This is a genomic window from Nostoc sp. DedQUE08, assembly GCF_034530895.1.
Classification (GTDB): domain Bacteria; phylum Cyanobacteriota; class Cyanobacteriia; order Cyanobacteriales; family Nostocaceae; genus Nostoc.
Window position 1 is genome coordinate 22,128 of record NZ_JAVRCD010000056.1, and the last position, 23,772, is coordinate 45,899.

Annotated in this window: 25 protein-coding genes; 4 read left to right on the forward strand and 21 right to left on the reverse strand. The window is 41.1% G+C overall.

The window, feature by feature from the left end; all coding sequences use genetic code 11:
• Positions 1-73: 73 nt before the first annotated feature.
• The 8 genes from RMY64_RS28485 to RMY64_RS28520 form a co-directional block, all read right to left on the reverse strand.
• The gene (locus tag RMY64_RS28485; protein ID WP_322701773.1) at positions 74-1,525 is read right to left on the reverse strand and encodes a glycoside hydrolase 100 family protein; all 1,452 of its coding nucleotides are present in this window, start codon (positions 1,523-1,525) and stop codon (positions 74-76) included.
• A 705-nt stretch (positions 1,526-2,230) separates the two neighbouring features.
• Positions 2,231-2,851 carry a Uma2 family endonuclease gene (locus RMY64_RS28490; RefSeq protein WP_322701755.1) on the reverse strand — a complete coding sequence of 207 codons (621 nt, stop codon included), beginning with the start codon at positions 2,849-2,851 and terminating at the stop codon, positions 2,231-2,233.
• Between the two features lie 57 nt (positions 2,852-2,908).
• On the reverse strand, positions 2,909-4,645 hold the full coding sequence (locus RMY64_RS28495) for a DnaJ domain-containing protein (protein WP_322701756.1): 1,737 nt from the start codon (positions 4,643-4,645) through the stop codon (positions 2,909-2,911).
• Between the two features lie 189 nt (positions 4,646-4,834).
• On the reverse strand, positions 4,835-5,059 hold the full coding sequence (locus RMY64_RS28500) for a hypothetical protein (protein WP_322701757.1): 225 nt from the start codon (positions 5,057-5,059) through the stop codon (positions 4,835-4,837).
• Positions 5,060-5,083: 24 nt separating this feature from the next.
• Complete coding sequence (locus RMY64_RS28505) at positions 5,084-5,293, reverse strand: hypothetical protein (protein WP_190911601.1); 210 nt, start codon at positions 5,291-5,293, stop codon at positions 5,084-5,086.
• Positions 5,294-5,447: 154 nt separating this feature from the next.
• Positions 5,448-5,660 (reverse strand): type II toxin-antitoxin system HicA family toxin, encoded by a 213-nt coding sequence (locus tag RMY64_RS28510; RefSeq protein ID WP_322701758.1) that lies wholly within the window; start codon positions 5,658-5,660, stop codon positions 5,448-5,450.
• Positions 5,657-5,914 (reverse strand): type II toxin-antitoxin system HicB family antitoxin, encoded by a 258-nt coding sequence (locus RMY64_RS28515; RefSeq protein WP_322701759.1) that lies wholly within the window; start codon positions 5,912-5,914, stop codon positions 5,657-5,659. Before RMY64_RS28515 ends, RMY64_RS28510 begins: the two co-directional genes overlap by 4 nt.
• Positions 5,914-6,114: a hypothetical protein gene (locus RMY64_RS28520; RefSeq protein ID WP_322701760.1), complete on the reverse strand. Its 201-nt coding sequence runs from the start codon at positions 6,112-6,114 to the stop codon at positions 5,914-5,916. The genes RMY64_RS28515 and RMY64_RS28520 overlap by 1 nt, the downstream gene beginning before the upstream one ends.
• A 59-nt stretch (positions 6,115-6,173) precedes the next feature.
• On the opposite strand from RMY64_RS28520, the gene RMY64_RS28525 reads away from it, so the two are divergent.
• Entirely contained in the window at positions 6,174-6,398 is a 225-nt protein-coding gene (locus RMY64_RS28525) for a hypothetical protein (RefSeq protein ID WP_322701761.1), read from the forward strand.
• Positions 6,399-6,460: 62 nt separating this feature from the next.
• Positions 6,461-8,146 (forward strand): SulP family inorganic anion transporter, encoded by a 1,686-nt coding sequence (locus RMY64_RS28530; RefSeq protein WP_322701762.1) that lies wholly within the window; start codon positions 6,461-6,463, stop codon positions 8,144-8,146.
• 488 nt (positions 8,147-8,634) lie between these two features.
• Here RMY64_RS28530 and RMY64_RS28535 read toward each other — a convergent pair whose 3' ends face one another.
• Positions 8,635-9,306 carry a pentapeptide repeat-containing protein gene (locus RMY64_RS28535; protein WP_322674800.1) on the reverse strand — a complete coding sequence of 224 codons (672 nt, stop codon included), beginning with the start codon at positions 9,304-9,306 and terminating at the stop codon, positions 8,635-8,637.
• Positions 9,307-9,550: 244 nt separating this feature from the next.
• Positions 9,551-10,225, reverse strand: a complete 675-nt coding sequence (locus RMY64_RS28540) for a cadmium resistance transporter (RefSeq protein ID WP_322701763.1) — start codon at positions 10,223-10,225, stop codon at positions 9,551-9,553.
• Between the two features lie 587 nt (positions 10,226-10,812).
• Between RMY64_RS28540 and RMY64_RS28545 the strand changes: the two genes are divergently transcribed.
• Positions 10,813-11,253, forward strand: a complete 441-nt coding sequence (locus tag RMY64_RS28545; protein ID WP_069074674.1) for a Crp/Fnr family transcriptional regulator — start codon at positions 10,813-10,815, stop codon at positions 11,251-11,253.
• 126 nt (positions 11,254-11,379) lie between these two features.
• Here RMY64_RS28545 and psb35 read toward each other — a convergent pair whose 3' ends face one another.
• From psb35 to RMY64_RS28575, 6 genes are all read right to left on the reverse strand, one after another.
• Positions 11,380-11,607, reverse strand: coding sequence for a photosystem II assembly protein Psb35 (gene psb35, locus RMY64_RS28550; RefSeq protein ID WP_322674798.1), 228 nt, complete (start codon positions 11,605-11,607; stop codon positions 11,380-11,382).
• A gap of 182 nt (positions 11,608-11,789) precedes the next feature.
• Complete coding sequence (locus RMY64_RS28555) at positions 11,790-12,779, reverse strand: D-alanine--D-alanine ligase (RefSeq protein WP_322701764.1); 990 nt, start codon at positions 12,777-12,779, stop codon at positions 11,790-11,792.
• Positions 12,780-12,869: 90 nt separating this feature from the next.
• Entirely contained in the window at positions 12,870-13,256 is a 387-nt protein-coding gene (locus RMY64_RS28560; RefSeq protein WP_322701765.1) for an SET domain-containing protein, read from the reverse strand.
• Positions 13,257-13,368: 112 nt separating this feature from the next.
• The gene (locus RMY64_RS28565; protein ID WP_322701766.1) at positions 13,369-14,523 is read right to left on the reverse strand and encodes a KamA family radical SAM protein; all 1,155 of its coding nucleotides are present in this window, start codon (positions 14,521-14,523) and stop codon (positions 13,369-13,371) included.
• Between the two features lie 496 nt (positions 14,524-15,019).
• Complete coding sequence (locus tag RMY64_RS28570) at positions 15,020-15,688, reverse strand: Uma2 family endonuclease (RefSeq protein WP_322701767.1); 669 nt, start codon at positions 15,686-15,688, stop codon at positions 15,020-15,022.
• A complete protein-coding gene (locus RMY64_RS28575; RefSeq protein WP_322674793.1) occupies positions 15,672-16,121 on the reverse strand; it encodes a hypothetical protein in 450 nt (149 codons plus the stop codon). The genes RMY64_RS28570 and RMY64_RS28575 overlap by 17 nt, the downstream gene beginning before the upstream one ends.
• Before the next feature lie 184 nt (positions 16,122-16,305).
• On the opposite strand from RMY64_RS28575, the gene RMY64_RS28580 reads away from it, so the two are divergent.
• Complete coding sequence (locus tag RMY64_RS28580) at positions 16,306-16,641, forward strand: hypothetical protein (RefSeq protein WP_292733993.1); 336 nt, start codon at positions 16,306-16,308, stop codon at positions 16,639-16,641.
• Between the two features lie 185 nt (positions 16,642-16,826).
• Here RMY64_RS28580 and RMY64_RS28585 read toward each other — a convergent pair whose 3' ends face one another.
• From RMY64_RS28585 to RMY64_RS28605, 5 genes are all read right to left on the reverse strand, one after another.
• A complete protein-coding gene (locus RMY64_RS28585; protein WP_322674792.1) occupies positions 16,827-17,132 on the reverse strand; it encodes a hypothetical protein in 306 nt (101 codons plus the stop codon).
• A gap of 241 nt (positions 17,133-17,373) precedes the next feature.
• Positions 17,374-17,970: a dephospho-CoA kinase gene (gene coaE / locus RMY64_RS28590; protein WP_322674791.1), complete on the reverse strand. Its 597-nt coding sequence runs from the start codon at positions 17,968-17,970 to the stop codon at positions 17,374-17,376.
• Positions 17,971-18,087: 117 nt separating this feature from the next.
• The gene (cobA, locus tag RMY64_RS28595) at positions 18,088-19,677 is read right to left on the reverse strand and encodes a uroporphyrinogen-III C-methyltransferase (RefSeq protein ID WP_322674790.1); all 1,590 of its coding nucleotides are present in this window, start codon (positions 19,675-19,677) and stop codon (positions 18,088-18,090) included.
• A 72-nt stretch (positions 19,678-19,749) separates the two neighbouring features.
• Positions 19,750-20,976 (reverse strand): tetratricopeptide repeat protein, encoded by a 1,227-nt coding sequence (locus RMY64_RS28600; protein WP_322674789.1) that lies wholly within the window; start codon positions 20,974-20,976, stop codon positions 19,750-19,752.
• Positions 20,977-21,308: 332 nt separating this feature from the next.
• Positions 21,309-23,462 (reverse strand): ATP-binding protein, encoded by a 2,154-nt coding sequence (locus tag RMY64_RS28605; RefSeq protein WP_322701768.1) that lies wholly within the window; start codon positions 23,460-23,462, stop codon positions 21,309-21,311.
• Positions 23,463-23,772: the final 310 nt, after the last annotated feature.

Genomic DNA, 23,772 nt, shown 5'->3' on the forward strand with positions numbered 1-23,772 from the left:
TTACTTTTATTCGGGTCTAAATTTCTGTCTAGAACTGTCTTTTAATGACGAATTACGAATTATAAATTACGAATTATTGCATATATGGGTCTACAGTGGCAATTTCTAACTCACACGCTCTAGAAACCTGTTCTGCTGGTAATTTTCCAAAGCTGATTAATGGTAAAGAAGTGGGGTCTGCCACGAGTTCTTTTGCTAATAAGAACCCAGTGATTGTCCAAGTTTGATATTTTCTAGCTTGTTTGCCAATCAGTCGCCCTTTTTTTCCATCATAATACTCTGGCCATTCATCTGTACTAAGGCGTCCTTGGGCAGTTTGAATCGCCTTTTGTGCGAGATTTGTTCTATTAGTTTTCACAGCCGCCGCCGCCAACATCCACATTAAAACAGGCCAACTACCAGCATTATGATACGACCAAGGTATATTTTTGGGGTCACATCCAGTCACAATTCTGTATTCTTCATGTTCCAAAGCTGGGAAACAAATTTTCATTGGCATATCTCCCACCAAATCATCCCATCGATCCTCAATGAGAGTCATAATCGCTTGTGACTGTTCTTCGGTGGCTAAATCTGAAATGATTGCCATTAAGTTTCCGAGTGAAAAGAAGCGAGTATCTAGCTGCGAGGGGCCAACATTTCCTGCTAAATAACCACCTTTTTTTGGTAGCCACTTATCTAATTCATAATAGGGAACGGAATCTACATATATGTTGAACAGATTAACAGCAGCCTTGCCATATTCTTCACTTTTGAAGCGATAAATTGCATTCAGACGATTAATATCTATCCAATAATGCTGGCGAATATGAGCGCATAAAAGAGGCAAACGGTTATCAATGGCTTCAACAATATCAGAATTACCTTGACAAATTAGCAGTTCGCGAGATGCACGCAATGCCGTGTAAAAGAGGACTTGTAATTCTAAAGGATGCCCATAAATGCCCATACGACGGTCAATCATACAAGCGCCATCTGGAACCAACAGCGTTGGGTACATATCAAAACGATTTGCCAAGCAGATTTCCATAATTAACCTGATTCCATTTTGGAATTCAGGTTGATAGGCGAGAGAAAAATCTTCTGTGGCGACTATATAAGCGCGCAATAAAATAATCCACCATAAGCAAGAATCTACAGGTGTAACTCTAGCGATCGCATGTTCGCCAAAGTCTGCTTCTAAATATTCTTGCCCATTGTCTGATACCACTTTAAAGCTAGCTGGTATTAATCCGCGTCCTGGCTTATAGGCATCCAATGCCTTTTCTTTAGGCTGTAACTTTAAGGTTTCTTCTAAGAAATTACGAACAATATCGGTTCTACCTTTAATCAGAAAAATTAGAGCTGAAGAAACAAAATCTCGGACAAAGCACTGATCGTAATTAAGCGCTTCTACAGAAGCATCATAAGCCGCTACTGTGCCAACAGGGCGACCTTGATAATAGAGAATTGATTTTTCTAGTGCTAGCCATGCTTCTTCCACTTCTTTTAAATTCTCAGTAGTTTCCAATTCATTTAGGTGCATTGCCAGAATAACTCCATAAGGATTGTGAATTTGTGGTAGATGTGTCTTCATTTATTCTTTTTGCTATTCTCAGCATAACAAAAACGATTCTTTTAATAGCAAAAATAGTTGAGCAAAAAATAATCAACTAACAAGAAATAAAATTGCTGATATTTATACAAATTTATTGTTAGTTAATTGCTTCCCATCTATTACTATTTTGGTGAATTATAGTTGTTATTTTCCACCGCAACTAGTAAGATAATTCCTAAAAACAGTCACATAAGATATACTTTTAGATTATTTATTGTTCCGTTGTCTGTCCAGAATCTTTGCTTTACCAAACAAAAACATATCTTCAGCGCTGTTTAGGAGTTGTGTGAAGTTAAACTGGTTGCAGTATATTTACTTGAGCAGGATTAGTTTTTGACATTAAGAAGCCAGATTATTGCCCTATTCTCTAATAATTTATAACGTTTTTTCTGAATATGCAAGATGAAGGCTATAAAATTTTAATATGTCAATACTTCTCAAGGGTTAAATATCTTACCCTGCTGACAGATGACATGGGGCGTTTATAGGAGTCTATCCAAAGATAACGAAGAGTGCTGAGTCAAAGACTGTTCCAAGGAACGCAGTATGTATCCAATTATATAAGTAACAAGTATTAGTACAATGTTTATCGTAAGTAAAAGAGTTGAATTTTGAATTTTGAATTTTGAATTGTTAATACTGTTCTCCCGAAGCAGCCTTAAACACTTGTTCGGCAGTTAGATTCAGCTCTGTTAAGCTTGGCGATTGAATTTGCTCATTACCACAAAACTGAGTTACTTGGTATTCGCCATCCACTAATATATAAACTGATATTGTCGGTTGTTTAGGATTGCCGATAAACCGTTTTCCACCAAGAGCAGCATAGTCAACAATCCAATATTCTGGAATTCCAATTTCCTCATATTCAGCGAATTTGAGAAAGTAATCATCTCGCCAATTTGTACTCACAACTTCTACTACCAATGGAATTGATGCTGCTTGAGTAACTGTTGATGATTTTTTCCAAAGTGGTTCATTAATTAAGTTTGGGATATTAAATACCAGCACATCTGGAATATAACCAGATTTTTTATCGACAGATTTGATTAATGCTTGAGCCGGAATCGAATAAGCTAGGTTAAACCGGCGAATATCAAAATTGAGTTCTCTAATCAGAAATGCTCTGACTAACTCATGTTCCCCTGTCGGCTGCATTTCAACTATTACTCCTTTATGTAATTCATATCTGCCGTTTTCCGGTTTCCATTCGACAAATTCTTCAAAATTTATCGACTCTACTAAATGTTGAAACATAACACTATTTCCTCAAATATTATTCATATTTTGACTAGCATCGATAAACTGCTAACTTCATATTACCTGTCGCTGGAATTCTTTATAAGCTCGATTAATTGCTTGCATTGAGGCTTTTGCGATCGCAGAACTATTAACATCAGGATGATACAATCTTGCTAATCGACGGTAGGCAATTTTAACAACATTGGGGCGATCGCTCTGATTTACGCCCAAGACTTCCCACCATTCCCCAGATAATCCATTGAGAGGAAATTGACTCCAAATCTTGATGCTTCCGCCATTACCGCCACTTACCAGTGTCTTGCCATCAGGGCTAAAAGCAACGGGATTACACCCAGAAAGATTTTGTAGTAATTCCCCAGTGTGGAGGTTCCAAAGTTTGATTGTACCGTCTCGGCTGGCACTGGCGAGGGTTTTTCCATTAGGACTAATGGCAACAGACAAAATCGCTGTTGAGTGTCCAGTCAAAGTGGAAAGTAATTCTCCAGTTTGGAGATTCCACAGTTTAATTGTGGTGTCTGTGCTACCACTAATAAGAGTTTGACTGTTATGACTAATAACAACTGTATTCACCGCTCCCAAATGTTCAGTGAGAATATAGCGTTGTTCCCAAGTTTTGGTATCCCAAAGCCTAATAGTTTTATCGGCACTACCAGTTGCAAGGATTTTACCATCGGGACTGATGGTGACAGACAAAACTGCATCTGAGTGTCCATTCAAGGTGCGTTTTACTGTTCCCGTGTAGCGTCCCCAAATTCTAATCGTTTTATCAGTGCTACCACTAACAATAATTGCCCCATCAGGACTATATGCTACCGAGTTAACAAAGCCATTATGACTGTAGGGAGAATTTAAATAAAAGAATGTATAGAGAAATTTTTTTGTGTCTATCTGCCAACTGCTAATTTTGCGATCCACACTACCACTTGCAATCTGCTGTCCATCAGGGCTGATAGCAACAGATAAAACTGCCTCGGCTTGTCCAGAGAACGTATACAGCCATTTTCCGGTTTTCAAATTCCACAAATTAACTTGTCTGTCATCACTGCCACTAACTAAGGTAATACCATCAGGACTGATTGCGATCGCATTAACTGCCGCTAAGTGACTCTTGAGTGTGCGTACACATCTCCAAGTTTCAGGTAGCTGGGTTTCTAGAGAAATTATTTCTGGTTCAATATTGGGAGTAGAAGGTTTAGGAGTAACAAATTCTGATTTTTTCTTTAATTCAGTTTTAAGCGCTTGTAACTCGTCTTCCATTTCCAAAACGGCAAATTTTTGGTTGAGATCGTCACCAGATAAAAATGCATCTAATTCCATCACTGCTTCGGAATAGTATCCCATCTGCAAAACTTTCTCTTCCATCCGCTCAAAAAGCTGTGCTGGAGTTTCGCTAATTCCTGATTCGTCTAACAGTTTGGCAATACCATAGGCGGCGAGTCCCACTACTGCACCGATTCCTGCCATCGGTACTGCACCAATGCCAAATGCTAGTCCTACTTTCGGTGCGACTAAACCCATACCACCGACGATGCTATAAACACCAGCACCGCCGACTGCACCAATTCCCATTGTAGCGAAGGCAGCTGCATCTCCTTCTGCGATCGCTTTAAAAGCGCCATAAGTAGCAGCACCAGCTACAGCGCCAGCACCAACTACAGGAGTTGTACCAATACCGACAGCGCCAAAACCACCTGCTAGACCCATCCCGCCTACAGTTGCGGAAACACCAACACCTGTTATGGTTCCACCTGCAATGAATGCTGCGCCTGTTTTAGAGTTTTGTGTCACTGGTTTTTGTTTTTGAAGAGGAACAAATTAAGAAAAAACAAGGCAAAGTGTGATGCCTACGGCGGGTTGCGCCTATGCATTTTCATCCTTCCTCGGTTGAGATAAAGTTTTTTTAGAATAGCAAATACCCTCCAGTAAACTTACTGGAGGGCTATCTATAATATTTGACAAATTTTTACCATCTACAGCTTAGTCAAAAAAGACCTTTTTTACTCCATAAGCTGCAAGTCCTGCTGTAGCTACAATTCCTGCTGCTGGCAATGCTACAACCGTCGTTGTTGTAAATCCCAAAACACCTAAAATTCCAGGAGCGGTAGAAGTAATTGTAGCTACTGTAATTGAACCTAGACCAGCAGCAGCAGATGAAGCTGCTGCGATAGCGCCTATAGCCTTAGAGTTTTCAGAGTTTAGCATTTGTTTATTTCTTTCCTGTATTCTTTAGTCTAAGAGCTTCTTCAAACCATAAGCTGCTAGTCCAACTACAGCACCAGCAGCTACGACTGGGGCTGCCCCAATAGCAATACCACCGAATGCTCCTGCCAGTCCCATGTTACCAACCACAGCTGCCACTCCTGCACCTGCTGCGGCTCCGCCTGCTGCGAATCCTGAAGCTTCTTTGATATCGTCTTCTTTACGCTTTTCAGCCATTATTTTTTCGCTTACAGTTAATAGATTTAGAACCAAATTAACAAAATATTTTTTATGTTTACATTTGTACTTTTACTGAAATACTGAATGAATTTTTCATAAAGCCGAAATACTCAAATTAACCTAGCTTATTTATCTAAAATTAGAACTTTGATTACAAATCTTCAGGTGTTAAACCTGTTACTTTAGCAATTCTTGCTAACATCCGAGGCCCAATCTCTTGACCATCGTGAAAGGCAAACACAAAATCAGCCCAGTCAGGACGTGTCATAATTTTATGCGAACCTGATTGGCGTTTAATCTCCCAACCAATACGCAGCAAAGCAGCTAGGACACGCTTTGCCTTTGTGCTAGACCACTCACTCATGCTGCGGCAAATGAAACGCTGACTAGCTCTGGAGTTACTTCTCCATGTTCCAGCTTATCTGCTAACACACGCAGAGCTAATGCTTGAACTCTAGCAACTGCTTCTTCTGGTGTCTGACCGTAAGCCAGTACACCAGAAAAACCAATCACTTCAGCCAGAAAGCGTCCATCCTCTTCTTGTTCAATCTCTATTGTGAAGTTCATAGGTAAGCCAGTGATTGTAATAAAAGCGATTCCTGGATAAAACGAATGCATTAAATTGCTCGACAGTTCCCCGCCTTGAACTCAGCGATCGCTTCTTGTGCAAAAGCTTCCAGTTTGCCATCAGCAATGTCTTTCTCTAATTGTTCATCCCACCGTTGATAGTCTAAATCAGCAAACCATTGAATAAGCTTTTCGTACTCGTTGGGTGGCAGTTGAAGAATCGCGGATTCAATTTGCTCAAGTGTCAGCATAAGGATACATCACCTTTACTCCAAGCAAATTATAGCTTTCTCAAGTAACGATCTCGACCGTGGTTGTATACTTTGCATCCCAATCTTTAAATTCGCCTCTGTTTGGATTAAAGCAGAAATTTATCTCTGTAACTGAGACTTTAGGTAGCGATCGCATACCACATACACACTCTATCGATTATGTCAAGCAAGCCTGCGCTTTTATTAATCAGCAAATAGGCGAACTTGAACCAAAACCCATACGCAATCAGGGAATTCTCAATAACCCTGATGAAATCTACTAAAAAGATGGAATAACATTTGTGTGTGCTTCAGCAAATTGTGTATAAGAGTTAAAAATGACGATATGGCAACATCTAATATCCTCAAAGAACCACAGCTTTTGCGGCTGGGTAGCTTGTTTAGTGGGCTGCGTGGCGATTTCACGGGAGGACTAACAGCAGCAGTGGTGGCATTGCCTTTAGCTTTAGCCTTTGCCGTGGCTAGTGGTGTGGAACCAAAGGCGGGACTTTACACCGCGATTGTGGCGGGAATTGTCGCCGCGATTTTTGGTGGTTCCTCAGTACAGATTACAGGGCCAACAGGTGCGATGGCTGTAGTTTTGGTGGGAATTGTCGCCAAGTACGGCCTTGAGAAAGTTTGGATTGCTGGGGTGATGGCTGGGATTATCCAAATTGCCTTGGGGGTTGCCAAACTGGGACAGTTAGTCAAATTTATTCCCTATCCGGTAACGGCAGGTTTTACTAATGGTATTGCCGTGATTATTTTTTGTGGTCAGTTAAATAATTTCTTTGGTTTAAAATTACCACGTAGCGAACATTTTTTACCCGGACTTTGGCAAAGTCTAACTCATGTAGAAGCTTTCAACTGGGCAGCAGTTGCTTTGGCAGTTGTGGTAATTGCCACCAATCTTTTGTGGCCAAGGATCAATACGACAATACCAGGTTCTTTAGTGGGACTAGTGTTAGCAACTGCGATCGCTTCTGCTTTCCATCTGAATGTACCAACAATTGGCACGATTCCTCAATCTTTACCGATGCCTCAAGGTATTCCCCACTGGAATGATTTTAGCCTGATTCGGGAACTAATTAACCCGGCTTTGGCTTTAGCTGCACTGGGAAGTATTGAATCGTTGCTATCGGCGGTAGTGGCAGATGGTATGACTGTCAGCGAGAAACATAATAGCGATCGCGAATTAATTGGTCAAGGTTTGGCTAATATGATTGTGCCATTTTTTGGTGGTATTCCTGCCACAGGTGCGATCGCTCGAACTGCTGTAAATGTCCGTTCTGGCGGCAAAACCCGACTATCTGGCGTAATTCACGGTGTTGTTTTAGCCATCATCGTTTTAACTTTAGCACCCCTAGCAGCACAGATTCCTTTAGCGGCACTTGCTGGGATTTTGATGGTGGTTAGCCTGCGAATGGTTGAGTGGGAAGCTATTGGTTTATTGATGCGTGCTACCTACTCAGACTTTGCTGTAATGATTCTCACCTGGCTAGTGACAATCTTATTTGACTTAGTTCTCGCTGTCGAAGTGGGATTGATTGCAGCCGGAGCCTTGTTCATCAAACGCATGAGCGAATTGAGCCTAGCCAAAATACCTGAAACCGAAGTATTTCCCCCTGGTACTCCTCTGGAATTAGGTAAAGAAATTGCCGTTTATCGGGTAGATGGCCCCGTATTTTTTGGTGCTGCTGAACGGTTTGCTACTTTCCTCCGCGATGAACCGGAAGTAAAGTATTTAATTCTCCGGTTGCGGTTTGTACCAAATATGGACACAACTGGGTTAGTAGCCTTAGAAGATATTTATCATGACTTGGAACGGCACAATTGCCGCTTAATTCTCACAGGTTTACAACCCGAAGTCCAACAACTACTAGAACGTACAGGATTGTTAAATACAATTGGGTTATCAAATTGTTTTGAAACAACCACAGAGGCGATTTGCTCCATCTCTCCTCAGATTGCATGTTCTCAACCTGTCGCGGCTGATTTGAAAACAAAAGAATTGCTGGAATTAAATGACTGAAAATATTTTGCCATTAAGAGGATGTTTGAAAAGTCGCAAAGTATCTTAGTACCGCAAGGCACAAGTGAAAAGTCACGCATAATTGTATTCCAAGCTCTTGCGCCATTTGCAATGGTATGTTTATTTACGCGGTACTGTACTATTACAATGTCTAAGTTAGTTAGGACTTACGCAAGTGTCACAAAAAAATCGGATTTGTAGTTTGTAGTAAGCGGCTCTAGCCCTTATTTTGAAGACTTTAGCCCTCTCTTCTCTTTCGGAGACGCTAACGCGAACGAGACGCTGCGCGAATACTACGAACTGAAAATAATATGCCAGTTGCGTAAGTCCTGTTAGTAATGAAAAATTTGTAGTAAGCACTTTAGTGCTTAGAAAATTAACGACTAAAGTCCTTACTACGAACTTGCCTATTAATTAAAGCCTGTATTCATTGCTGAATCAGGCTTTTGATATTTTTTATTCAACTCGTATGGAGAACTTCAGTTTAATTACCGAATAGCGAATCCTTCTGGTCTGATTGCATCTTCCAAATCAACACCCATCAGGTTAGCTCCTTGAATGTTTGCATTTGTCAGATTTGTATCTTCCAAGTCTGCGTTTTGTAGGTTAGCGGTTTGCAGATTGGCTCCCAGTAGATTGGCTTTCTCTAAGTCTGCATCAAATAGGTTTGCTCCCACCAGGTTTGCTCCCCAAAGGTTTACCTTGCCTAAATCTGCTCCTTGAAAGTTAGCCCCTTGTAAGTTTGTTTGCTGCAAGTTAGCTCTTTCTAAGTCTGCATTTTGTAAGTTAGCACCTTCCAAATTTGCTGCTTGCAGGTTTGTGTCCTTTAACATTGCCCCAGCCAGGTTACAGCCGACACATTCATTGGTTTGTAATAAATGTCTAACGTTATCTGCTACTGACACTATTGGCGGCACAACTGGAGATATTACTGGTGGTGTTACAGGCTCTATTGGTAATTTAAGCGGAGATATTACTGGTGGTGTTACAGGCTCTATTGGCGATTCAACTGGAGCTAGTTCAGATTCCGTAGGTATGGATGGTGTTAGTGCTTGCGCTCTAGCGCTGGGCTGGATAAGCAGAGTAAATCCCGCTACAACTACCAGAAACACTGCTTTTACGAGCCACTGAGTTAATTTTTTAGAGTTGGATTGATTCATTAGTTCCTTCATAATCTGATTCCTATTGGTGGGCTTGCTTTTATAAGAGCCATCGATAATGTGCTTTATTCTCACTTTAGATAACTTGATTGATAAGAGCAAATATTATTGTTATTCATATTGATAAATTCAAGTGATTAAAAAATCTTTTTGGATGGGAACCGATCGCTGATTTGTTTGCTTACATCATCAAGAATTGCGATCGCGTGGAGCGTCCACTCAAGGGGGAGCGATCGCTTCATACCTAATTCCCAAGCATTGCCAGACTAGGTAAAAGACGATATGTTTCACTTTTAATTAAGATAGACAGTCCCAAGTAAATTAAGATAAAGGGGAAGATTTTGCGACCATAGCGAGTTAAAACGGGAGTCATCAGAGGATTACGAGTCAAGTTGTAAGAGAGTAAACACCACATCCCAACAGCGCAATAACAAACACACAGAATTACGCCCAAACTTGGAAGATTGCTACTGGCAAACAACGGTACATAAATTCCAATGTTGTTTCCTCCATTGGCAATGGTGACAGCAGAAACACGGTAAGTTTGAGGATCGCGGATGGTTGCTAATAGTGATTTCTTCTGGCGTGCAGATTTTACCGGAGAGGTTAAGTCAACTGACACAGCTTGCACTGTCTCTTCTTGTTCTTCTCGACTGATGAGATTACTGATACCAATGGCGACGGGAAGTAAACCTAGTAAACCAATCCAGCTGCTAGGAATAATCAGACCCCCGAAGAAACCAGGGAGACTAGCACATACTAAGGTAGTAAATCCCAGGAATTCACCGAGAACAATATGCTTAGGACGAAAGCTACGATTGACTTTACCGAAAAAAGCTGTCAAATATAAGTTGTCGTCAAAGGTAGTTGCAAAAGCGACAGAGATTCCAATCAATAATGTACTAATTAGCCAAGCCATAATTGTTGCTCACAGTAATTCTAATGCTGTTTGTGTTAATCTTCTCTGCTTCTCGATCTGAGGGCAGGTTCAGAGATTTTGTGACTGTTTTTCTAACGACAACCGAGCGATATTCGTTATTTATCAGCCAATGATCCAATTTTTAGAGGCATTGCCTCCAATCAAATTGGTGATTTTTTCTCAGCAAGGTACCTTGGGAGCTCATGAAGTCAATATTATGGCTTGCAGCCAAATAAGAGCAAATACTCTTGTTTTTTAAAATGATAAATAAAAGTGATTGACAAAATTACTAAATGTTTTGGGCTTTGTACCCATTGACACTCATGAGGGAAAAACGGAAAGAAAATAGCCTTTAACCTTTTCCCTAAACTAAATTCTGAGTTCAAAATGCACAAAATGAGTAGTATTGAATACTGAGCTATTGTTTGAGAAACTTCTATGCAATCGCTCTTATTGAAGAGAACTCTTGTCAGATGATAAAGGCTCGGATATCCTTGACGGCTAGCATTCAACATCGGTAATATGACTAATCGCCCTCTGACTTCAGTTTTGAGATGTTCAGTAATGTTGAATTTTAACTTGTAATTATGCTAACCAGTGTTGACCGTTTATTATTTGTCCGGCGAGTCCCGATTTTTAAGGAATTGCGGGATGATTTTATTGTGCGGCTCACTTCAGTGATGAACGAATTGTCATTCCCAGCTAATTACACCATCTTTCGACAGGGAGAAGAAGGGCGATCGCTCTATATTGTCGTCTCCGGTCGAGTTAAAGTTCACATTGGGAATAAACAGTTGGCAGAGGTGGAACAGGGAAAATATTTTGGTGAGATGGCAGTATTCGATACTCAACCTCGATCTGCCACTGCCACGACTCTAGAACCTTGTGAATTTTTAGAACTGACGCAAGAGCAACTATATGATGCGATCGAAGAAACTCCCGAAATTGCAGTGAATATCATTCGTGAGTTATCCCGTTTGATTCGCAGATTGAACGACGATATGAATGTAACTTCTTTGCGGAGTTAATAGGCAAATGTAGAGATGTAGCACTGCTACGTCTCTACAAGGCTTCTGAATAATCTAAAATGTGGTTCAAAATAAATGAAAACTGCTGTAAGTTTGATTATTAAACTCAGCACTCATCACTGCTTATTATTTAGGTTCACCCACACCCGGAGTTTCTTCTTTATCAACTTTAGGCACAAAATCAGGACGTTCTTTGCTTTCCCAACCTGCGGGGCGTTTCGAGTTGTACCAAGCTATTGAGCCAATGGTGACAGCAGCAACAAAACCAACGACATACACCAAGGTAAAAGCAACAGGAAAATGAGGGGCAGCATCTATAGCTGGTGCTGCTGTTTGCATAAATAATAAATTCATGAGTATATTCTCCACAGTCAGGTAACACTATTGAACACCCTATAAGATGAGCGTATCACCTAACATCCCTCTGTAGTTTAGTTTGAGCAACTTCATATTGCATAAAAAAGGCAGAGGGGAGGGGGAAGTCGCTGACATATATAGGTTTGTTGCACCTGTCAGCCTGCCCCACTGCCTATTTTTCAGCATTTATATCTTTGCCATGCAGACTCGACTATTTCAGCAATGATTTCTGTATATGTCATACCACCCAAACGTCCGATCATTGGTAAGTCTGAGCGGATATGATGTAGCCCTGGCAATGGGTTAACCTCCATAAACTGCAACACACCACTAGGATCGCAGCGTAGATCCACACGGGCAGCATCACGGCAACCAAGAGTATGGTAAGCATCCAGCGCTAGTTGCCTTGCCTGTGCTGCCAGTGGTTCGGGATCTATGAGCAAACGATAAGATACCCGTTCCAAATACTCATCTTTATTGAGGGTGGTGTAGGCGAAAGCTTCCACTTGACCTGTAAAAATTACTTCCATCACACCTACTACCCGTGAGTTGCTACCGTTGCCAATAATGCCTACTGTTACTTCTCTACCAGGAAGAAAGGTTTCCACGAGTATTGGTTGCCCAAAAAGTTCGTGTAACACTTGATAAGTATTGACTAGCTCCTCGCGTTCTTTAACAAGAGAACGCCCAGTTACCCCTTTAGAACTGCCTTCCGCCATAGGCTTAAGGAAAAGTGGCATTGGCAACGACACAGCTGCTGCTTCTGCGGTAGTATTCGCGACCTCAAAGGGAGCTGTCGGCAAACCGCGATCGCGCACTACTCTCTTAGTTAGTGCCTTGTCTAACGTCAGGGCGCAGGTAAGCGGATCGGAAAAGGTGTAAGCTTGAGCAAATAATTCGCAGATTGCCGGGACTTGAGCTTCGCGAGAACGACCCTTTAAACCCTCAGCAATATTGAAAACCAGATCCCAGCGATCGCCTTTTGCCAAACGCAGAGCAAGTTTTCTACCATTACCGACACGTTCAACCTGATGACCTAACTGCAATAGTGCAGTTTCCAGCCCGATGATGGTTTCTTCATCGTCGAACTCCATCACCTCAGAGGCATTGAAACCAGCCTGAAGGTAATCTGCCTTCAGGTCATAACACAGACCAATGAATAACCCCATAGCCCGATAATTCCCAGTGAGAAAGCTTTCTCTGTTCGCTTTAACGTACAAATCAAATATCTTAATTAAAGAATTTCGATTACTAAATCCTTAATTAAGTGAAAATATCTCATCAACAACATCAAACCATATAGGAGATTTATCATCAGGAGAACCATTGTAGTTAGCAGTAATTTCTTCTCCCACTTCTATATCTCGGTAGGCAATCAGATCCAACTCTCGGTCAGCGAATTTTTTCACATAATAAACATTGGGATTGTAGGAATGGTTGATCGAGGAAGATAAACCTAGAGCGATCGCCGCAGCTTGATCTTCCCAATCGTAGTAATAGTTGCCCAAAATTGTTTGATCTAGGAATTCAACCTGTTCTGCGGGTATAACAACAACTGGCACTCTCTCAATGAGTTCTCCTTTCAAAAAGTGCTTCTGTGCGAAGACACCTCGACCTTTTAGGTTTGTATTACCAACAATCAACATTCCAACTAATCTCCTGCAATTACTTAGTTTTTTGGTTTGCCAAGAACTCAACAGAACCTATTCCAACTGACCCTTTTTGATGATGGCAAGCAACTTATATGTAGGGTTAAACCTACTTTACTGGATCTACATAGGTGTACGTCTTACCTGCCCAATTTTGCACTGTAGCTGTACCATTCTCATAAGCAACTAGAGTTTCGGCTTGAATTGGGACTTTGCCACCGCCACCAGGGGCATCAATTACATAAGTTGGTACAGCGTAGCCAGTAGTATGACCGCGTAATTTAGAAATTAAATCAAGCCCAGTTTGCACGCTCGTTCGCAGATGTGCAGTCCCAACAACAGGGTCGCATTGATAAAGATAATAAGGTCGCACACGCAGCTTCAGAAGACCGTGAAACAGATTCTTCAGGGCTTTTTCAGAATCATTCACACCTTTTAACAGCACGGTTTGACTGCCTAGAGGAATGCCGCCATCAGCGAGGCGATCGCAAGCTTGTGCGACTTCTGGGGTAAGTTCCTGCACATGACAAAAGTGCAAAGATAGCCACACACGATGTTTACGTAGCAAGGCAACCAGTTCTGGTGTAATTCGCTGCGGTAAAAAACTTGGCACGCGGGAACCAATGCGGATAAATTCAATATGCTTAATGGCACGCAGCCGCCTCAGCAAATTGTCTAAAGGTTCATCAGCCATCAATAGAGGATCGCCACCGGAAATTAGCACATCACGGATCTCGGTGTGTTCCTCTAGGTAAGCGGCGATCGCATCCAACCGCCGCGTTACTGGGTACATCTCACCTTGGCTCACCAAACGAGAACGGGTGCAGTAACGACAATAAGCAGCGCAGCTGTCTAGGGCAAGCAGCAACACCCGATCGGGGTAGCGGTGTACGAGTCCTGGTACTGGAGTGTCGCCATCCTCACCGCATGGATCTACCATGTCTGCTGGACTAACTATTAGTTCTTCTTGCCGTGGTATCACTTGTAACCGTAGTGGACAAAGGGGATCTTCTGGATCGAGTAGCGATGCAAAGTATGGAGTTACGGCTACAGCAAACTTCTCTGGTGCAATTAAAAGTCCCTGTTCTTCGGTAGCACTAAGCCTTAATAACTTCTGAAAGTGTTCTAGCTTAGTCAACCGATGCCGCATTTGCCAGCGCCAATCGTTCCAGTGTTCCTGGTTGTAAGTTTCTCCCAAAATCTGACAAATTTCTTCACACCGAATATCAGTTACTAGAGGATCTAGAGTAATGTTTTTGATCATGATCAGACCGAAATTAAGCTGAGAATAATAAACCAATCACAGCCTAATAGAGTGCGGCGCAAATCCAGCTACCATCTCAATTAAGCAAGCAGACAAGTAAGGGCAATTAATGAATTTCCCCTACTCAAGTCCCTTGTTAAAGGTAAGCAAATTTATCTCACAGTGTATTAGTATGTTTACTTAGATTTTTAGGTAAAATAAAAAAATTTACTTTCAATCTGACAATAAGTATTTTTCTATACTAAGTAGCTTGATGCTGCGATCGTAGCGATCGCTCTTAAAGTGTCTTTGTTACCTTAAGTCAGTCGGTCTTTCGTGTTATTAATCAGTATTAATGCATAGACTAATGTCGTATATTTCATTATGTAAGGATTTTTTGGGGTGCGATCGCTCAATCTACAACTTGTGTAGAATAATGCAGCCAGCTACGTCACATTTGATTACCGTTGGGTGATTGTGGCGAGAAGACGACTAAAATAAATTTCTTCGTTGCTAATCAGCGACTCATTGCAAAAATCTGTTCAGCCGTTAAGGGAATGTTCGGAAACAATCTAAAATCAATTCGATCCTGCCCTCGAAACACCTTTGGGGGTAAATACTCTCCATTTTCAAGTTGGTAGATTGTAATGGTTGGCTGTTTGGGAGAGCCAATGAACCGAATGCCACCAAAAGCAGCATAGTCCACAATGATGTACTCAAAAACGCCCAAGTCCTCATATTCAGCAAGTTTTGTCAGATAGTCGTCCTTCCAGTTGTTGCTAACGACCTCAATGACTCCGGGTGGTGGAATATATGCAGCAGCAGAACTAGAGCTAGTTTTCATCCTCTGCCATTCAACTCTTGCAAATATGACAATATCTGCTTTCCGGCTTTTTTCCTTTTCGCCTGGTGCTGTTTTGAGCCGAACCTGCTTGGACTGGCGCGACACGTAAGGCAGGTCATTTTCTTGGCAGTGATTTTCTAAGTAAGCACACAGTCGCTCGATCAAATCCTCATGATTTGCATTTGGTTCTGATAATGGCACAGGAATCCCATCCAATAGCTCAAACTCTCTGCCTGAACCATCGTCCCAGGCAAGAAATTCTTCAAAAGTCAGTGGTTGTGTGACGGTTGCGTACATCGCCCTCGCTCCCTTGGTGACGGGTACTTCACTCAATGCTACCAAGATGTACAGCTTTATCTATGGCTATTAAACTACCTAGAGAATGAGCAATCAAATGAATTTCTTGTTGATTTGAGTGGTCATTTAAGAACTGACTCAGTTGTTCAACGATAGCTTTACGTATTGCTTTACCGCGATCAGGATTTTGATAGATTAAAAAATCACCTAAAAAATTACTGATTATCTCATTTCTTCGTTTTCTGTATCTGTAAATATCATCATACGAACCTTTATATTCTTTATGATGTTCACAAAATCTAGAAAAATCCTTCTCAATACATCTAATAGTTTGATGTTTTTTATTGTTGAATAAGTTCCCCCAAAAACTTGAGTAAAACTTTGCAGGAATTGCTAGTTTGTTGTGTATTTTTTTTATGATTACGTCAGCATATCTAGAATTCTGAGTGTTGACACTGTGGATAAAGAATACAAGCATACTGGTGAATAATTACAGTTATAACTGCTAGAAATTGTACTGTTATAATATTTCCCCATAACCAACCTCAAATCACTGCGCTATAAAACAATTGTTATTTGATGTTGAGCCGTACAAATTTCGGGGAACACTAAACTTGAAACCCAATGAGTCTGTTATATCAGTATTTATTAGAGGATATAGTATGGATGAATTTGTAAGGAAAGCAGCTGGAATAGGTTTGCCTGCAATTGTACTTATAATTACGATGGCTACTACAGGTCTTACTGGTGCTGCTGCTATTACAGCAGCTTTAGCAATGTTGGGGCCAGGAGGGATGATAGGTGGTATAGTTCTGCTGGGAATAATAGGATTGGCAGCTGATATGTTATCTAAGTTTGGTCTAGAGGCGTTGTTAATAGCCATCTATAGACAACGCTTACAAAATGGGGAAACTCGTAACAATATCTGCCAAGAAATTAACTGGCTACCTATCTCTGGAGATTTAAGGCGCAGGCTTAGAGAAGAATTTGGGTGCTAATTGCTCTAAGTAAGCGATATTTGTTAGTGAGTATCGCCTCATCTGCTAAATTTAAGGAGGATTCTGGAAATGCGATCGCGTACGGCGGGGCCTAGCCCATCGCACAAATGCCGCTCATCTTCTTTCACAGCTGTACTATTGTGCAAATAATCCCTCACGCAATTTAAAGCTTTCGCTAACAATATTTAGTCATTCGGTATTTGCTTGAGTAAAGCTATCCACATATCAGATGGAGCGGAGTAATAATCAATTTCTTCAACTTGATATTGATAAGATTCACAACCTTCTCGTAAAATAATGCGATCGCAAGCTTTAACGCTTTTCCCTACTCCAGTCATGTACCCGATTGTTCCTTCATTGAAGCGCTCAAATATGTAGTCGCCTCCACAAACTTGTTGTCTGTAATCATGGATTTTATTCTTTTGTTTTAATTCTGTTACTGGCGAGATAACCAAAGCTAATTTATTTAAAAAACTAAAACTTAAGTTCATACCTGTTATGATTGAAGAGAAGGCACTTAAAAACATTTAAAAAATAGAACTTATAATTTATTTAAAAGTCATTCTTTTAAATTTACAGTACTATTAATCGCATATTCAACTGTAAAATCACCTAACTGTAGGACAATATCTGGTGAGATATAAGTTTTTTGCTTAACTATCTAGTATTAATTAATAAGCTTTTTATGTCTTGAAAATGTCATATATGTATATATTTTAATAAAAATATAATTTAGTTACTACTTGTCGTAGCTAGAGCTACATCTATCTGCTTCAGTAGTATTTCTAGGGTAGAAGAGTTATCTAAAACGACATCTGCATGAGCCACTTTTTCTTCGATGGATAATTGGCTGTTAATCCTGGCTCGTGCTTGTTCTGTATTTAAATGGTTTCGTTGTATCAATCTTTGTAGTTGTTGCTCTTGAGAACAACGCACTACCCAGATTTCTGTTACCAAATCAGTCATCCCAGCTTCAAATAATAGAGGCACTACTAACACCAGTATTTGTGAGGAAGACTGAGCAATTGCTTTGAGAAAGCGATCGCGCACATCAGGATGAATCAAATTGTCTATCCACTTGCGTTCATCTTGACGATTAAAGATAATTTCGCCTAGCTTTTGGCGGTTGAGGCTGCCATCTGGTAGTAAAATTTGTTCGCCATAACGTTGAGCGATCGCACCCAAAATAGGCGAACCTAAAGATACTGCCTCTCTAGCATAAATATCTGCATCCAAAATCGGCAGGTTATAAGTGCTAGCCAAATAATTGGTGACAGTGGTTTTGCCTGTGGCGATACCACCAGTTAAGCCGATTATGCGTTTTGTCATTTGTCATTTGTCATTGGGCATGGGACACAAGAGGCAGAGTAGGCAGAAGTTCTAAAATGTTTTAATTTTGAATTTTGAATTTTGAATTTTGAATTTATTTCTCCCCTGCTCCCTCATCTAAGAATTTGTCGCCCATGCGATCAGTGCTTGGGTTAAACCATCTAAAGTGTATTCTTCGGCTTCTACATCCACGCGTCCGAATAAATCATGGCAAGTTTTAGAGGTTTGGGGGCCGATAGAGGCAATACAAACTCCCTCTAATAATTGGCTAGGATCGGAGTTGTTGGCAAATATACTATTAGTAAGTTGACAGAAAAATTGTACAGTTTTAGAACTGGCAAAGGTGATTGCATCTACCTTGCGGTTTTGGAGAGCTAACTTTGCCGCAGGTGGAATACTACTAGGACAACAAGATTGATATGCCGCAACTTCTATCACCTTTGCTCCCTTGAGAGTTAATTCCTTAACTAAAACTTCTCTGCCGCCGCTTTCAACTCTGGGAAATAACACCTTTTTACCATCTAATCGATCTGGGAAATTTTCCACTAAAGAATCGGCAATAAAGTTGGGGGGAATAAAATCTGCTTGCAGAGAGCGTTGTTTGAGACTTTGGGCTGTTTTCTCACCAACGACGGCAATTTTAATGCCAGCTAAGGCACGGCTATCTTTACCTTGGGTAGTTAGCCTTTCAAAAAAGTAGTCTATGCAATTGGTAGAAGTAAGAATTAACCAGTCGAAGTCAGATAAATGAGCGATCGCATTATCCAAAGCTTCCCAACTGGAGGGGGGGCCGATTTCTAAGGTAGGCATTTCGATGACTGTTGCACCTGATGCAATGAGGCGATCGCTAAATTGACTCGATTGCCCAATTGAGCGTGTTACCAAGATCATTTTACCAGTAAGGGGAGATAGGGAGAAATTGCTTGACATAGCAGGGGGGCTAAAAGTTTTGCCTGTAGTAGAAACCTGACAATCTATTTTCTCAGGTTGTAAGTACTTGCGTAGCCCAACAACTTCGCCAATCACAATTACCGCCGGAGAAAGGGATAATCCGGCGGTTTGTTCTAGAATATTGCCCAGTTGCGCCGTCCAAATTTGTTGTTCGGGAGTTCCTGCCCAACGGATGATGGCAATGGGTGTTATGTGCGATCGCCCATGCTGCACCAGTCGATCTACAATCTCTCGTAGATGTCGCCCTCCCATTAAAATTACCAGTGTCTCTAAGCGTGACAGTGCTTCCCAGTCTAAAACCTCTGGTTCGTGAGCTGTAAGCACTGCAAAAGTGCGGCTTAACACCGGATCTGTCAGGGGAATTCCTGCCAGTAAAGGTGCTGCAAGGGCTGAGGAAATTCCTGGTACTAATTCAAAGTCACAACCGGATGCTTTCAACGCTTCTATTTCGGAGGTGCAACGCCCAAAAATTAAAGGATCGCCTGATTTGAGCCGTATAACTTGTTTTCCTTGCAGACAGTGTTTTACCAGTAACTTGTTAATCTGGGCTTGGCTTGTACTGGGTTTGCCACCGCGTTTACCAACGTCTAACTTCAGGCAATCATCTGGGACGCACTGCAATAATTGAGCATCTACTAAAGCATCGTAGACTAATACTTGAGCAGTAGCTAAGAGATTGTAAGCTTTTACTGTCAGGTATGCTGCATCTCCAAGCCCAGCACCTACGAGGTAGACTTTACCCCTTTCATTTGTCATTTGTCATTTGTTAATAGTTCTTCTTCCCTGCTTCTTTCCTAGTCCCCAGTCCCCAGTCCCCAATCCCTTTATTCAATCCGTTTGCGTATTAATTTTTTCGATTAGCCGATCGACTTGCTCAATCATCTCCTTGTTTTTCTCAGCTTGGAATAATTCTCTGGCTTTTTTGAGATTAACGATCGCTTCTTTTGACTGTTGTTGTCTTCCTAAAGTGATTCCCAAATTATAGTAAGTGAATGCATCGTTGGGGACGAGGCTAATGGCTTTTTTGTAATGTGCAATCGCTTCTTGAGGTTTACCTCGATCGTCCATCGCATTTCCCAAACCTGTGTAAGCTTGTGCGTGTTTGGGATCGAGACGAATCGCTTCGGTATAGCCAGCGATTGCTTCTGTGAGCTTGCCTTGAGCGTAAAAAGCACTTGCTAAATTATAATGAGCGTCTGCATAGTTGGGAGCGAAGCTGATGGCTTTTTGGTAATGTGCGATCGCTTCTTCTAGTTTGCCTTGAGCGTATAGAGTATTTCCCAAGGCATTATAACCTGCTGGATTTTTCGGAGCGAGGCGAATGGCTTCGGTATAGTTGGCGATTGCTTCTGCTGGCTTTCCTTGAGCGTACAAGGCGTTTCCTAAGTAATAGTGAGCGTCTGCATAGTTAGGATCGAAGCTAATAGATTTTTTATACTGGGTAACTGCTTCTGCTAGCTCACCTCGATCGTAGAGAGCATTTCCTAAACGGGTGTAAGTCGGCGCATAGTCTGGTTTGAGGCGAATAGCTGCTGTATATTCGGTAACTGCTTCTTTTAGCTTGCCTTGAGCGTAGAAAGCGTTTCCTAAGTTATAGTGAGCTTCAGCATACTTGGGTTCAAGGCTGATGGCTTTTTTGTATTGGGCGATCGCAGGTTCTAATTGATTCAGTCTTGCTAAAGTCAAACCTAAATTAAAATATGCTCTAGAGTCTTGAGGATCGAGACTAATGGCTTTATTGTATTGAGCGATCGCTTCTTGTGGTTTACCGCGATCGTCGAGAGTATTTCCCAAGGCAATATAAGCTTGTGCAAAATTGGGTTCTAGTTCAATTGCCTTCCGAAAAGCCGCCTCTGCTCCTTTTAAATCTCCCTGTTTATAGAGATTGCTTCCTTGCTCGAAGTTAGCAACTGCGTTTTTGTTCCGAATAACTGCGGACTGAGTATTTTGAATTTTTGCTAAAATAACGCCAACATTTTGACCAAAGGCAGTATTCCCATTACTCAAACACAAGCAGATAATAGCTGCTACCAGTAGATTCTTGTTTTTCAGCATTTTTCTTACCTTACCTGCTTGGTTTACATCTAATATCGAGTTTGGTTAATTGCGATCGTCAAAAAACCCTATCTTAGCCCTTCCTGACTTGCTGTTAGGAGAGCAAAAGCGTAGCTTTGGCGAGGTTATAGCTGGAATTATAAGTGATTAAGCTAACTTGATACAAGTGTAATCTCATATAAATGGCTATTTGTACACAATAGACATCTTGCAAAAGTTACTTTTGCAAGATATTGGGGTGCATGTCAAAAAGTAAGGGGAAATTTCATACCTTTACCCTTTAACCCTTACCCCACTATAGATAGTGCTTTCTTAAAAGTAAAAAGTCGTTTTTAGGTAATTGCTGACACTTTTGTTTCCATCAATTTAACAATCGCTGCAATTAATTTTTCTGGGTTAAGAGGTTTGGATAAATGCATCTGAAATCCAGCTTTTAGAGCTTTTTCGTGGTCATCGTTTCTCGCAAAGGCAGTCAAGGCAATTGCTGGAATTTGTCCACCTTGTTCTGGTATCCGAGTTCTCACTTCATGTATTAACATATAGCCATCCATATCGGGCATACTAATATCGCTTACCAACACATCTGGCTTGAACTCTGCTAAGGCTTGTAATGCTTCTTCTGCTGAAGATACTGTCATCACAAAAGCCCCATCTTGCTCTAATACAAAAGCAACAAAATCTCGTGAATCAGTATCATCATCGACAACTAAAATCCTGATGTCATGCAGAGGTAAGGAGTTAGTAGCTAAAAATGCAGGATAATTTTGTCCATCCGTCAGCTTTGGACTTTCATTTGGCAGAAGCGGTAAGCTAACAGTAAATATTGCCCCTTTACCCTCACCGTGGCTATCTGCTTTGACGATGCCGCCATGCATTTCGATGATATTACGCACAATTGCTAATCCCAGTCCTAATCCACCAAAATTTCTCGTAGAGGTGCTATCTGCTTGGCGAAAGTAATCAAACACAAATGGCAAAAAGTCAGCGCTAATTCCCTTACCCGTATCGCTAACAATTATTTGAGCATAGCCATCAGTTTCCTGGAGTCGCACTTCTACCTTTCCTCCTCTGGGTGTAAATTTGATTGCGTTAGAAACGAGATTCCAGACGACTTGCTGCAAACGAGTCGAGTCGCCCATAATTTGTCCCACACCTGGTTCAAATACTGTATTTACCTCAATCAACTTTGTTTCTGCTGCTAACTGCATTGTCTGTAGTGCCGACAATACCGTGGACTTGAGATTAATCTTCGTGATATTTAGCGTCAGTTTGCCTTGTAAAATTTTGGAAATATCCAGCAAGTCCTCAATGAGTTGAACTTGTAAGGTAGCATTTCGCTCGATTGTGGCTAGGGCTTCAGATGTCTTTGTTTGGTCTAATCTGCGGGTTTGCAACAACTTTGACCAGCCGAGAATTGCGTTGAGTGGAGTGCGTAGTTCGTGAGAGAGGACGGCTAAAAATTCATCTTTAATTCGATTGGCTGTTTCTGCTTTCGCTCGTGCTACTTGTTCTAATTCCAGTAGGTGCGCTCGTTCTTCAAGTATTTGTTTTTGTTCGTGGATATCCGTACAGGTTCCAAACCACTTGACTACAAAACCTTGCTCATCTTTAAGTGGTAAACCTCGCGCTAGCTGCCAACGATAAGAGCCATCAGCAGCTCGTTTAAAGCGATACTCATTGTTATATATAGTGCTATTTTTGACAGCATCAGACCACACTTTATCAGCTCTTTGAACATCATCTGGATGCAATGCAGCCAACCAACCAGAACCCAAAGATTGTTCTAACGTTAGCCCAGTGTATTCGCACCAATTTTGATTAAAATAATCGCATTCACCGTTAGGTTTAGTTGTCCAAACAAGTTGAGGAATTGCCTCAGCCAAGTAACGGTAACGTTCTTCGCTTTGCCGGAGAATTTCTAAGATGCGTTGACGTTCAAGAATTTCTTGTTGTAATTGCTCGTTAGTCTGAGTAATTTCATTGGTGCGAACAGCAACCATTTCTTCGAGATGATTCTGGTATTTTCGCAGTTCCTCTTCTACCCATAAGCGTTCGCTTATTTGTGTTTGAAGTTCTTGATTTGCTTGTTCTAATTGAGTAGGGCTAGGAAGTGCCAATGCTTGAGGAACTAAAGGTACAAGCTTTAACGCGGTAATTACAGATATTGTGGCAGTTACTGCTTTGAGAAACCCCGACACCCAATAGATTGGATGCCAAAGTGTCCAAATCTCCATTAAATGAGTAGTGCCACAAGCTACGATAAATCCACTAAATAGTAGAAAAATCCAATCAAAGGGCAAGTCTTGTCGCTTGCGGACAAAGTAGAAGAGTGTAGCTGGAATCGAGTAATAAGCTAGTGCAATGAATGCGTCAGATAATATGTGTAACCAAACTAAATTCGTTTGCCATAGATAGCAGTGTCCATGTGGAATAAATGATTCTGATGTCAAAAAGTTAGTCCACAATTCTGATATTATATTTGACATAAAAACTGGATTCTTTAATCTAAACAATCTACTACTAAATTTCTACCCTTGCTTAATAATATTTTAGTACTAAAATATTAGTGATACAGTGTGTCTAATTTCTGTACTGCTTAAATAAACTACAATATGTCTTTACAAAACAAAAAGGCTGTTAGTATCATCACTGTTTTGCAAACATAAATAATATCATGTCCGCCAAATTACCCATAATAAAAGAACCCCACCCCCAACCCCTCCCGAAAAGCGGGGAGGGGAGACAAAGCACAGCTTTGGCGGGGTGGGGTTCTTCGGGTTTAATAAGCAATCAAGC